General features: G+C 35.8%; 14 protein-coding genes. All 14 read right to left on the reverse strand.

Annotated elements, in window-relative coordinates; all coding sequences use genetic code 11:
• Positions 1-42: 42 nt before the first annotated feature.
• Positions 43-1,746 carry a proline--tRNA ligase gene (locus tag ACSVDA_RS05860; protein WP_485881619.1) on the reverse strand — a complete coding sequence of 568 codons (1,704 nt, stop codon included), beginning with the start codon at positions 1,744-1,746 and terminating at the stop codon, positions 43-45.
• A 118-nt stretch (positions 1,747-1,864) separates the two neighbouring features.
• Entirely contained in the window at positions 1,865-3,133 is a 1,269-nt protein-coding gene (rseP, locus tag ACSVDA_RS05865; RefSeq protein ID WP_485881621.1) for an RIP metalloprotease RseP, read from the reverse strand.
• A gap of 14 nt (positions 3,134-3,147) precedes the next feature.
• On the reverse strand, positions 3,148-4,296 hold the full coding sequence (locus ACSVDA_RS05870; protein WP_485881623.1) for a 1-deoxy-D-xylulose-5-phosphate reductoisomerase: 1,149 nt from the start codon (positions 4,294-4,296) through the stop codon (positions 3,148-3,150).
• Positions 4,297-4,376: 80 nt separating this feature from the next.
• Positions 4,377-5,165, reverse strand: coding sequence for a phosphatidate cytidylyltransferase (locus ACSVDA_RS05875; RefSeq protein ID WP_485881624.1), 789 nt, complete (start codon positions 5,163-5,165; stop codon positions 4,377-4,379).
• 14 nt (positions 5,166-5,179) lie between these two features.
• Positions 5,180-5,959 carry an undecaprenyl pyrophosphate synthase gene (gene uppS / locus ACSVDA_RS05880; RefSeq protein ID WP_485881626.1) on the reverse strand — a complete coding sequence of 260 codons (780 nt, stop codon included), beginning with the start codon at positions 5,957-5,959 and terminating at the stop codon, positions 5,180-5,182.
• Between the two features lie 105 nt (positions 5,960-6,064).
• A complete protein-coding gene (gene frr / locus ACSVDA_RS05885; protein WP_485881628.1) occupies positions 6,065-6,622 on the reverse strand; it encodes a ribosome recycling factor in 558 nt (185 codons plus the stop codon).
• Positions 6,622-7,347 carry a UMP kinase gene (pyrH, locus tag ACSVDA_RS05890; RefSeq protein ID WP_485881630.1) on the reverse strand — a complete coding sequence of 242 codons (726 nt, stop codon included), beginning with the start codon at positions 7,345-7,347 and terminating at the stop codon, positions 6,622-6,624. The genes frr and pyrH overlap by 1 nt, the downstream gene beginning before the upstream one ends.
• 90 nt (positions 7,348-7,437) lie before the next feature.
• The gene (gene tsf / locus ACSVDA_RS05895; RefSeq protein ID WP_485881631.1) at positions 7,438-8,319 is read right to left on the reverse strand and encodes a translation elongation factor Ts; all 882 of its coding nucleotides are present in this window, start codon (positions 8,317-8,319) and stop codon (positions 7,438-7,440) included.
• 159 nt (positions 8,320-8,478) lie between these two features.
• Positions 8,479-9,177 carry a 30S ribosomal protein S2 gene (gene rpsB / locus ACSVDA_RS05900; protein ID WP_320208717.1) on the reverse strand — a complete coding sequence of 233 codons (699 nt, stop codon included), beginning with the start codon at positions 9,175-9,177 and terminating at the stop codon, positions 8,479-8,481.
• A gap of 160 nt (positions 9,178-9,337) precedes the next feature.
• Entirely contained in the window at positions 9,338-9,943 is a 606-nt protein-coding gene (locus ACSVDA_RS05905; RefSeq protein ID WP_485881633.1) for a hypothetical protein, read from the reverse strand.
• Positions 9,944-9,949: 6 nt separating this feature from the next.
• A complete protein-coding gene (locus ACSVDA_RS05910) occupies positions 9,950-10,255 on the reverse strand; it encodes a hypothetical protein (protein WP_485881635.1) in 306 nt (101 codons plus the stop codon).
• A gap of 361 nt (positions 10,256-10,616) precedes the next feature.
• Positions 10,617-11,384 carry a FliA/WhiG family RNA polymerase sigma factor gene (locus ACSVDA_RS05915; RefSeq protein WP_485881636.1) on the reverse strand — a complete coding sequence of 256 codons (768 nt, stop codon included), beginning with the start codon at positions 11,382-11,384 and terminating at the stop codon, positions 10,617-10,619.
• A 418-nt stretch (positions 11,385-11,802) separates the two neighbouring features.
• Complete coding sequence (locus tag ACSVDA_RS05920) at positions 11,803-12,300, reverse strand: chemotaxis protein CheD (protein WP_320208713.1); 498 nt, start codon at positions 12,298-12,300, stop codon at positions 11,803-11,805.
• Positions 12,293-12,934: a chemotaxis protein CheC gene (locus ACSVDA_RS05925; protein ID WP_485881745.1), complete on the reverse strand. Its 642-nt coding sequence runs from the start codon at positions 12,932-12,934 to the stop codon at positions 12,293-12,295. The genes ACSVDA_RS05920 and ACSVDA_RS05925 overlap by 8 nt, the downstream gene beginning before the upstream one ends.
• Between the last annotated feature and the right edge of the window lies 1 nt (position 12,935).

The following is a 12,935-nucleotide window of genomic DNA, read 5'->3' on the forward strand; positions in this document are numbered from 1 at the left end:
CTACCATATAGAAAACTCGGCACAAGCCGAGTTCTCTATATATTATTTTGCTATGTTTTTTTGTATTGTATTTATTAGGTCAGTCTTATGAACTTCAACTGTTTCTCCAGAATTCCTAAACTTCACTTCAACAATTTCCTCAGCAGCTTTTTTACCAATTGTTATACGAACAGGCAGGCCTATTAAATCTGAATCTGAAAATTTCACTCCTGGACGTTCTTGTCGATTATCAAATAGAACGTCGATGCCAGTTTCTTGGAAAGTCCCATATAATTCTTCAGCTAATTGTCGTTGTTCATCATTTTTTATGTTTACTGGAATAAGATGAACATCATAAGGTGAAAGGGCACCTGGCCAAACTAAACCATTATCATCATGAAATTGCTCAGCGACAGATGCGAGGATTCTAGATACTCCGATACCGTAACAACCCATAATCATCGGTTGATTTCTACCATTTTCATCTAAATACATACCGTCCATCGCTTCACTATATCTCGTGCCTAATTTAAATATATGTCCAACTTCAATTCCTTTAGCAAACACAATTGTGCCATTACCATCTGGGGAAGGATCTCCTTCTTGAATAAAGCGTAAATCTTCGTATGCTGATACGGAAAAATCACGATCAGGATTTACCCCTGTATAATGATAATTCTCAACATTCGCGCCACAAACTCCATTTACAATCCCTTTTACAGCATGGTCTGCAATAATTTCTATATCACCTTGTACTTGAATAGGACCTAACGACCCAACAGTACAATTCATCATTTGTTTAGTTTCTTCAGCAGTTGCTAATTCAACGTTTGATGCACTGTACAGGTTTTTCACTTTAATATCATTTACTTCGTGATCACCACGAACTAAAACCAGTATAAACTTCTCATCAGCTTTGAATAATAGAGACTTAATACATTTATGATCATCAACTTGTAAATAATGAGCAACCTCTTGTATTGATTTTTTATCAATGGTCTCAACCTTTTGTAGGTCTGCGGCAGCTTCATTACTCTTAACGTATGTAGAAACTACAGGTGCCATCTCAATATTTGCAGCATAATCAGAGCTATTGGAGTATGCAATAGTATCCTCTCCTACATCTGATAACACCATAAACTCATGCGTGTCTTTACCACCCATTGCACCAGAGTCAGCAATAACAGCCCTGTAATCTAAGCCACACCTTCTGAAGATGTTTCCATATGCTTCATACATCTTGTCATACACTTCATCTAATGACTCTTGCGAAGAATGAAAGGAGTATGCATCTTTCATAATAAACTCTCTACCACGCAACAAACCGAAGCGCGGCCTTTTTTCATCACGGAATTTAGTTTGAATTTGGTATAGAGTAAGTGGGAGTCGCTTATAACTCTTTACTTCATCTCTTAATAGATTCGTAATTACTTCTTCATGGGTTGGCCCTAAAGCAAAATCTCGGTTGTGGCGATCTTTTAGTCTTACTAATTCAGGACCATATGAGTACCAGCGTCCAGACTCTTGCCACAGCTCTGCTTGTTGAAGTGCTGGCATTAATAACTCAACTGCGCCTATGCGGTCGAGTTCTTCACGAACGATTGTCTCAATTTTGTGTAACACTCGCTTGCCCAATGGCAGAAAACTATAAACACCACTGGCATTTGAACGGATAAAGCCTGCTCTTAGCAAGAGCTGATGGCTTTTTACTTCAGCATCAGCAGGCACTTCCCGCAATGTTGGAATAAATGTTTGACTTTGCTTCATTTCAATTTACACCTCTTATTTCTTAACGGACTTTTAAAAGCTTAAAACTTACTGGAAGACTCTTCTTTTTGATATCTCTATTAAATTAGAACAACTAGAAGAGATAATACAGAACATCTTATAGGAAAAACCTTTGGATGTCGTTCCATGTAACTACTAACATTAATAACATTAATAAAGCAAAACCAATAAAGTGGACCATACCTTCCTTTTGACGATCAATTGGTTTTCCTCTAACAGCCTCAATAGCAAAAAACATTAATCGACCTCCATCTAATGCCGGTAATGGTAGTAAATTCATAATACCTAAGTTAATGCTCAATAAAGCTGCCCATCTCATTAAATATAACACACCAGATTGAGCTACTTCCTCTGTTGTTTTGTAAATACCAACTGGGCCTGATAGCATATCAAATGAAAATTGACCAGTTATTAATTTCCCAAGTAAAATGATGATCTCTTTTGTCCAAACAAAAGTTTCTTCAGCTCCAAATGCAATTGAACCGAATATCGATTGATTCACCGAAGGATATACACCAATTTGTCCAATTTTCACCCCTTGAACCTCATTTAACTTCGGAGTAACAGCAATTGTTTCTGATTGTCCATCACGTTCAATTGTGAATAATAGCTGCTTTTCAGGGTTATTTTGAATCATTTGAACGACTTCATCCCAAGAAGATAATTGTTTGTTATTAATTGCTAATACAATATCACCTTCCTGTAAGCCAGATTCCACTGCAGCACCGCCTTCAATGACCTCCCCTAGTTGTGGATCATCAGACGGATAGCCTTGAATGAAAGCAATGATCATAAAAAGAACGGCAGCTAAGACGAAATTCATAAGCGGGCCTGCAAAAATAGCTAGTGTTCGTTGCCACAACGTCTTCGAACTAAATTGTCTTGAGTATGGGGCAATTTGGATATGTTGTTCATCCTGAATAAAATGTGCCGTTTCACTCACTTCAAAACGTACAAGTTTTTCATCATTATCTTCTTCATAACCTGTTATATACAGTTCGTGCTCTAAATCAGCAAACTCTACTTCAACGATTTTTGCATCAGGGTATTTGTCCTTATTGTTTAGAACGATGTTCGTTACTTTTCCATGTTGATCAAACAGCAGACCGATGCTGTGGCCTGGTTTAATTTCAATCATTTCAGGATCTTCACCAGCCATCCTTACAAAACCACCGATAGGAAGAAGCCTAATCGTATATAGCGTTTCTTTCTTTTTGAAAGTAAACACTTTAGGTCCAAATCCAATCGCAAATTCTCTACATAAAATTCCAGCTCGTTTTGCAAAAACTAGATGACCTAATTCATGAACAAAAACTAACGCTCCAAAAATAATTACAAAAGCAATTACCGTATTTAGCGTCTCCACATATCCAACCACCTTTAATTTATTAGTGTTTTTATGTACTTACGAGTGTCCGTATCTACTGTGCGTATACACTCTAAATTAGGGTTTTTAATTGTACGGTGTTGCTCAAGTGATCTTTCAATAAGTTCCTCAATTTGAAGGAAGGTAATTTCCTTTCTAAGAAAAGCAGCAACAGCTTCTTCATTTGCAGCATTTAACACTGTTGGCATCGTTCCCCCTTCTACTCCCGCCTCGTAGGCAAAGCGTAAACACTGGTATCGATTAAGATCTGCCTTCATAAAATGCAGAGCTCCAATCTCCACAAGATCCAATCTCTTTGTATTGTTAAACACAAGCCTATCAGGGTATGATAGCGCATATTGAATCGGAACACGCATATCAGGATTTCCTAACTGGGCAATAATGCTACTGTCATGAAATTGGACCATTGAGTGTATAATGCTCTCTTTATGGAGGACGACATCAATATGTGTATAAGGAATCTGAAAAAGCCAGTGCGCTTCGATAACTTCAAGACCTTTATTCATCATCGTAGCAGAGTCTATCGTTATTTTTGCTCCCATTGACCAGTTAGGGTGATTTAATGCTTGCTCAACAGTAACATGCTGCAGTTCATTTCTCTTTTTCTCACGAAAGCTGCCACCAGAAGCTGTTAAAATGAGCTTTTCAATCGTTTTTTCTTGTTCTCCCTGTAAACATTGAAAAATAGCAGAATGCTCACTGTCAACTGGTAGAATTGAAACTCCGTTATTTCTTGCCATTTCCATAACTATATGTCCTGCTGTTACAAGTGTTTCTTTGTTGGCAAGAGCAATTGTTTTTTTGGCTTTAATCGCTTCAATCGTTGGTGTAAGACCTACACTTCCAACCACCGCATTGACGACTATGGATGCTTGGTCATGAGTCGCGGCATGAACTAATCCATCATCACCATAAACAAATGATATATCATTAGTAAATTCACTCTTTAATCGATCAGCATCTTCTTTATATTTAACAGATACGAGCTTAGGTGAAAATTCATGAATGATTTTCCTCGCTTCTGGTATATTCTGTCCAACAGAAATTGCTACAAGGCTAAAATGGTCTTGGTGCAGTTTAATGATATCAAGCGTCTGCTTCCCTATAGAGCCAGTAGCCCCTAATAAACTAATGTGCTTCAAACGATACACTCCCCATATCCATTCAAAATTGACAAACGTCTTTTTTCTGTTAAATCCTATCCTTGCTAAACACTAGTGCGCTACAACTTGATTAAAAAATATAATATCGGTAAAACGAAAATCAAGCTATCAAAACGGTCTAATATTCCCCCATGCCCTGGTAAGATACGTCCAGAATCCTTTACCGCATAATGACGCTTAAACGCTGATTCAACTAAATCACCTATTTGTCCAAAAATAGATAAAACGATAGCAATGCCTAAGATGCTAATCATTGTAAAATCATCGATAGGGGCAAACAGTTTAAACAAAATCGCAGCAATAAGTGCACAAGCAATACCACCTATTGATCCTTCAATTGTTTTATTTGGACTAATTTCAGGCCACAGCTTATGCTTACCAAATTTGCGACCTACAAAGTATGCACCAGAATCTGTTGAGAAAATAACTGCAAAGGCAAAGAATATATAAGTTAAACCAACTTGTCTCGTTTCAATAAAATAATAAAATCCAATTCCAACATATAATGTAGCAACTATGATAAATCCAACATCGTCAAAAGAAAACTTGTTATTTGTCAACACAGTATACGATAAAAAAAGTAAAACTGCGAATAACAAAAACTCAACTTTCATAAATGGAATTCTGTCTAGTAACATGGGGTGATCTGGTACGAGTATTATCCATAACATAAGTATGCTAATTACCCCTGGAAATGACAAAATTGAGATGTGTTTCATACGTAAAAGTTCATATAGCCCTATCGTAGCTATTAAATACATCACCGCAATAAATGGAAGGCCACCATAAATGACGATAGGCAAAAAAACTGCTAGCGCAATAGTAGCTGTTATAATTCTTTGCTTCATATTTATATCATCCTTTACACGCCGCCAAAGCGTCGAGCTCTTTTTTGAAACTCGTCAATCGCCTCTAGAAAATGTTCCTCTGAGAAATCCGGCCATAACGTTTCAGTAAACCAAAACTCTGCATACGATAACTGCCAAAGCATGAAGTTACTTAGACGAACAACACCGCTCGTTCTAATTAATAGGTCCGGATCTGATAATTCTTCCGTCATTAAATATGTTGAAAATATATCCTCTGTGACCTCTTCTTCTTTTAATATACCTGATTTTTGGTCTGCTATAATCGAATTTACCGCTTGAACTATTTCATTGCGGCTGCCATAATTTAATGCAAAATTTAAAATCATTCCATCATTATCGCTTGTTTTGTTAATAGCATTTTGCACAGCACGGAAAGTGTGTTCTGGTAAGCTATCTTTCATCCCCATTACTCGAACTTGTACATTTTCCTTAATTAATTCAGGTAAGAAAGTTTGGAGAAATTCTTCTGGTAGCTTCATTAAGTAATCAACTTCACTTTTTGGTCGCTTCCAATTTTCTGTTGAAAATGCATATAACGTTAGTACTTTTACACCTAGAGAATTTGCTAGCTTCGTTATCTTTCGGACAACCTTCGTTCCTTCATGGTGTCCTGCAATGCGTGGTAATGCTCTTTTTTGTGCCCACCTTCCATTGCCATCCATAATAATTGCAATATGCTCAGGTATTGGATTCTTTTTAATCGTATCTATTGTATATACTTGCTCTGAAGAATTTGGTTTACGATTCTTCCAAAAGTTTAATTTATGTAGCATACAGGTTTCCTCCGTCACCCTTAACAATCTATATTGTCTCTAGTTTAACAAAAAAACCCCCTGTTTAAAATAGAGGGTACTTTACATATTGTACAATGATTATGCTTATACTTCCATAATTTCTGCTTCTTTTTCTTTAGCAACCTGATCAATTTTTTTAATATGATCATCCGTTATTTTTTGAATATCCTCGGTTAGTCCGCGAAGTTCATCCTCAGTGATTTCACTATTTTTTTCAAGCTTTTTTAATTCGTCATTTCCATCACGACGTACATTACGTACTGCCACTTTTGCTTCTTCACCGTATTTTCTTACTACTTTTGTTAATTCTCTACGGCGCTCTTCAGTTAATGCTGGTATGGTAATTCGAATAATTGAACCATCATTAGATGGTGTTAATCCGAGGTCAGCCTTTAAGATTGCTTTTTCGATATCACCTAAAGATGATTTATCATAAGGTTGAATAGTTAACATACGTGCTTCAGGTACAGTAACTGATGCTAGTTGATTTACCGGAGTAGGTGCACCATAATAATCTACCGTCACTTTATCTAATAATGAAGGGTTTGCACGACCAGCTCTTACTGTCGCTAACTCTCTTGAGAATGCTTGAATAGCTTTTTCCATTTTAGATTTCACACTATTAATAACTTCTTTTGACATTATTTTTTCCCCCTTACTAATGTTCCGATATTATCACCTAATACCGCTCGTTTTATATTTCCTTGCTCCATAATAGAGAAAACGATAAGTGGTATGTCATTATCCATACAAAGAGAAGATGCTGTTGAGTCCATGACACCTAATCCCTCTTTTAGTACATCCAAATATGAAAGTGTATCATATTTTTTTGCAGTTTGATCAATTGTTGGGTCTGCACTATATACACCGTCAACATTATTTTTTGCCATTAGTATAACATCTGCTTCAATTTCCGCTGCTCGAAGTGCTGCAGTTGTGTCTGTTGAAAAATATGGATTACCTGTTCCAGCAGCAAATATGACAACACGTTTTTTTTCAAGGTGGCGTATTGCTCTACGACGAATATATGGCTCAGCAACTTGTCTCATCTCTATAGAGGTTTGTACACGAGTTTGTACACCGGAATTTTCAAGACTATCTTGAAGTGCTAATGAATTCATGACAGTAGCTAACATACCCATATAATCCGCTGTAGCCCGGTCCATTCCCATTTCACTACCTATTTTTCCTCGCCATATATTTCCTCCACCTACTACAACAGCTACTTCAACACCTAGTTCTGCAATTTCCTTTACTTGATTTGTTACTGAGGAGATCACTGCTGGGTTAATACCAAATCCTTGCTCGCCTGCTAATGCTTCTCCACTTAGTTTTAATACAACTCGTTTATACTTTGGATTATTCATACTAACCTCCACTAGAAGTTCTTTAAGCTAAATGACTTTAAAAAAAGGGAACACACTTGTGCTCCCACTATTTTAGCTAAAATTTGGTGCTTACTTTTTCACTTGGCTCATAACTTCTTCAGCGAAGTTTTCTTGACGCTTCTCAATTCCTTCTCCAACTTCAAAGCGTACAAAACTTTTTACAGTAGCTCCTTTAGCTTCAACAAACTGTTTTACTTTTAAATCAGGGTTTTTAACGAATGATTGATCTACTAAACAAATATCTTCAAAGTATTTGCTTAGGCGTCCTTCAACCATTTTTGCAACGATTTTTTCTGGCTTTCCTTCGTTTAATGCTTGTTGAGTCAGAACTTCACGCTCACGTTCTACTTCATCTTGAGAAACTTGATCACGTGAAACATATTTTGGTTTGATCGCAGCGATATGCATAGAAACATCTTTAGCAGTCGCTTCATCAGTAGTTCCTTCTAATAAAGATAATACTCCAATTCTGCCTCCCATATGAAGGTATGCACCAAAAGCATCATTATCAGTTTTTGTAACAATTTCAAAACGACGTAAAGTCAGTTTTTCACCAATTTTTGCAATTGCAGCATTGATGTACTCTTGAACAGTCGTTCCGTTGTCCATTTTTTGTTCATGAGCTTCTTCAACCGTGCTTGGCTTGTTAGCCAATAAATGTTGAGCTAATTCTTTAATTAACGTTTGGAACCCTTCATTCTTCGCAACAAAATCTGTCTCTGAATTTACTTCTAGGATGACAGCTTCATTCCCTGATACTTCAATATATGCAGAACCTTCTGCAGCAATACGATCTGCCTTTTTCGCAGCTTTAGCAATACCTTTTTCACGTAAAAAGTCAATTGCTTTTTCCATATCACCATCTGTTTCTGTTAACGCTTTTTTACAATCCATCATTCCTGCGCCAGTTTTTTGACGAAGTTCTTTTACCATTTGTGCAGTAATAGCCATTATGAAAATTCCTCCTTATATATGTATCATAGTTTAAATATTAATAAGATGTTCTACTCGCTTATAGTATTAACTCAATGATGTAGATAACTTGTGTATTTTCTCAAAAAAAGGCGATAGAAGGCAAATCCCTCTTATCACCTTTTGTAAAAATTTTACTTAAGCTGAAGTTTCTTCACCTTGTTTTGCTTCTAAAATTGCATCAGCCATTTTAGATGTTAACAATTTAACAGCACGAATTGCATCATCGTTTGCTGGAATTACGTAATCAATTTCGTCTGGATCACAGTTTGTATCAACGATTCCAACAAGAGGAATGTTTAATTTATGAGCTTCTGCAACTGCAATACGCTCTTTACGTGGGTCGATGACAAAAATAGCATCCGGAAGACCCTTCATTTCTTTAATACCGCCTAAGAATTTTTCTAAGCGCTCTTGTTCTTTTTTAAGTTGTACAACTTCTTTTTTAGGTAAAACATCGAAAGTACCGTCTTCTTCCATTCTTTCGATATCTTTTAAACGATTAACACGCTTTTGAATTGTTGAGAAGTTAGTCAACGTTCCACCTAACCAACGTTGGTTTACATAGTACATACCTGAACGTTCAGCTTCTTCTTTAACTGAATCTTGAGCTTGTTTTTTCGTTCCAACGAAAAGGATTTTACCACCGTTACCAGCGACTTCCTTAACAAAGTTGTACGCTTCTTCAACCTTTTTAACTGTTTTTTGAAGATCAATAATATAAATTCCGTTACGCTCAGTAAAGATGTAACGCTTCATTTTTGGGTTCCAACGGCGTGTTTGATGACCGAAATGAACACCAGCTTCTAATAGTTGTTTCATTGAAATGACTGACATGTATTTTCCTCCTAAAATGGTTTTTGCCTCCGCTTGCTTCATTTTCAAACAAATCTGTTATAACTTAATAATAACAGCACCATTGTTTAAATCAGCAACCGTGTGTATTAACACCAAAAAAAAATATAACATATTCATAGCATACAATCAAGTTTAAATATTAGTTTTCGTTAAATTTTAGAAGAAGTTCTATTTCTGTTTTACCCTTATTTAATTGTTTGGCAATCTCTTCAATACCATACCCTTGACTTCTTAAATCCAATACTTTGTCTTTGAAAGTTTGTTTCTTTTCGCCACCCATTACTGGCTCTTGATTATGAGATTTAATATCATTTCTGTTGGTTTGCTTTACATTTTCATAGCCATTATTACGATAGTCAGGAAGTAAATCTTTTATATCCTCATTTGATAACGTATCAATATCGTAGATGGGTGAATTTCCTTGTTCTATTTTAACGTTATTCACCTTCATGTTAGTCTGATTGTCAACATATTGCTGGACTTCGTTAGTTAAAGTAGGCTCACCCGCAGTTGGCGATGAAGGTTGTTCTTCTGACTTAACTGCTTGGACTCGATTTAGAAATTGATCATTTTGTTCTTTCATCTCGACAACAAAGCTTGCTATAACACTTTCAAGGTCTTTAATCATTCTTTCCTGTTTTTTTTCAACTTCGTGTAACCTTGATAGTCTCAAATAGAGGATAATAATTAGCCAAAATGCTACAGCTAATAATAAAAAATATAATATTGCTAACAATGGATTCATCGTAATCTATCCTTTATAATCAATGGTGTTTCCTTTATATGGGTGCTGTTCATCTTTTGTAAGTTCTTTTTCCTCGTTTTCTTTCGTTTTTGATTGCTGAAATTCTGCGTCATTATTACCATTTGTAAGTTCAGCCTTTTCATTTTTATTCTTGTTATTTACTTGCTTTCTTTTACGCTTTTCTTCTTCTTGAATACCAATTGCGAGTTGCTCTTGCATATGTTGTCCTCGCTGCTCAAGCTGTTCTTGTATTTTTCCGATGTCTTGCGTTCTTGGAAGTGCAACTTGTAGTTCAACTAATTTTAAACTCATAATTTATCACTTCCTTCTCAAAGGATTATGATCTGCGGTGTTTTATCATTGGTTTTGAATGTTACATAAAGGCAGCTTACGCATTAATTATTTTTATTCATACTCAGATAAATAGACACAAATACATCCTTCACATCTTTATACTTTTTTAAAAAAGAGGATAATCCTATAACCTCACTTTATTGTACTATGTTAAAAACAATAGCAACAAAGTTTAGAAGGCTACTTTCGCATTGTTTGTTGTTTTCGTAAACTAGAATTTCGGGGCATCTTCTCTTCTCTAAAAACTATAAAAATCAATTTATACACATCAGCTACTCAAATATTAGTGAAAATAGCCACAAAGTTTGCGCAAAGAGACTTACGAAAATATCTTTGTTAATATATCCTTTAACTTAAATAGTGCTTTTGAATGGATTTGTGATATTCTTGATGTTGATAATCCCATTACTTCTCCAATTTCTGTTAATGTTAATTCTTCTTTATAGAACAAACTGATAACAAGTTGTTCTTTTTCATTTAATTCCTTAAGAACATCTACCAATTGACTAACTAACTCATTTTTTAATAATTGTTCTTCAGGGATGATTGATTTTTTATCAACGATTGTATACGCAATTGGATCTTTTTCTTCCGATTCTTTGTTATGCTCATCCATAGATAATACATTAGCAAAAAAGCCTTCCTGGATCGTAGAATATACTTCAGTTACGCTAATATCCAACTCATTAGCAATTTCATCAGCTGTTACGTTTCTTAACAACTTTTGTTCAAGTTGTTGAGTAGTTGCTTCTAGCTTTTTAGCCTTTTCTCTTGCACTTCGTGACATCCAATCTTCTTTTCTAAGCCCGTCAAGTATAGCACCTTTAATTCGAAATGATGCATACGTATCAAATTTCAAATCTCGTGAAGTGTCGAACTTTTCCAATGCATCAAAAAGCCCAAATAAACCATAACTTTTCACATCATCTAGATTAACTGTCTTCGGTAACCCTACAGCTATCCGTTGAACATGATACATTACGAGCGGCATATATTTTTTTACAAGTGCATTCCCAGCATTTTCATCACGAGTTTGTATCCACTTCTCCCAGAGTAACTGATCCTCACTTTCTAGCTTGAGCGCCATTATTATCCTCCTTGTAATGAACTCGTTCAAGTAAACTTGAACATTGATGAACCAGATGGAGAGTCTTCTCCATTTATGTAAAGGCTGCTTTCGCATTGTCTGTTACTTACCTATCTTTCAGGTCATCCTGTTTATGATAAAACGATGGCTGATGTAAAAAACGACAAATTTTATCTCCAAGTTTAAGGAAAATAGCAACAAAGCTTAGATTAAAAAGATTCCTCCGATTGAGTAGGGGGGCAAATCCCTTAAACCGAATGAATAGAATCTATAGATTCATTTGTCCTCACGTCAAAATAGATTGGCCTTTACATCTATTGTTGTTGCTAGATTATTAGAGAAGTCCATAAACGCATGTGTTATGTGATTCTTTTGTTTTTACAGCTAAAATGAACGTGATTTATACGCAAAATAACTTTTATATAATAATAATACCTTGATTAACTGTTCTTATTGTTAAGAGACGGCTTTGAGGACTAAATTCAATTGTCCTACCACTATTCCCACCAACATCTTCTGATTCAATATTGATTTTTTCCGTATATAAATACTGCTTCACAGCTTCAACATTGCGGTTTCCAATTCTCATAAGATCATTTCCTTTAGTAAATTGGAACATTTGTGCTCCACCAGCTATTTTTGCTAGCAAATGATATTTAGATGCACCTTGCATAATAAGTTGATCAATAAGTACTTCAATTGCCGTGTCCGCATATTTAGCTTTATTAAGCGCCCCTGCTTTAGCCAAGGAGGAATCAGGTAGCATCACATGTGCTAAACCTGCAATATCTTTGAATCTGTCGTATATAACTACTCCAACACAAGAACCTAACCCTGATGTCCTTATGATATTGGGGCCTCTTACAATATTCATATCTGCAATACCCACTTTTACAACAGATAATGCTTCATTCATGCCCTGATACCCCCAGGGCATGAAAAAGCTTCGTAAAAGAATTTGGATCAGGAAGTAAAAATATATGTCCTTTCACACCTTCAAGAATGGATTGATCTGACTCTATGACACTTGTGTCTATGACTATCGCATAGTCACTTACTTGAGATAATTGTATTAAACCTACACTTATAATTGCTCCAACAAGATCAATGCTAATTTGCGGCACTGACGGATACATATTCAACTTCGTAAAATCAGATAATGAAGATAGATAAGAACTAGACAAGATGTTCCCTAACTCTTCCAAAGCTGACAAGGCTAGTTGATCATAAGGCGGGCCTTCGAACGTAAAATTGCTCAAGCCTGTCCACTGTTGAACTAACAAAGAAGCTTGTTCAAGTGGGAGAAGGAAAAACATCGTACCGGGTGCGTCACCTTCAATCTGTAAAAAGACACTGGCAACAACATTGTCAGAACCTCCAGCTAAATCCATCATTTCATCGAAGGATACAATTCTTACCTCAGGAATATTCATCTCAATTTTCTTATTTAGAAGCTTAGAAAGGGCTGTAGCAGAATGACCAGCACCGATGTTTCCAATTTCCTTTAAAATATCTAGATGTGTACGATTAAACTTTTCAATGAAAGTCATA

Source organism: Cytobacillus sp. Hm23, from assembly GCF_051842895.1.
GTDB lineage: Bacteria > Bacillota > Bacilli > Bacillales > SM2101 > Nanhaiella.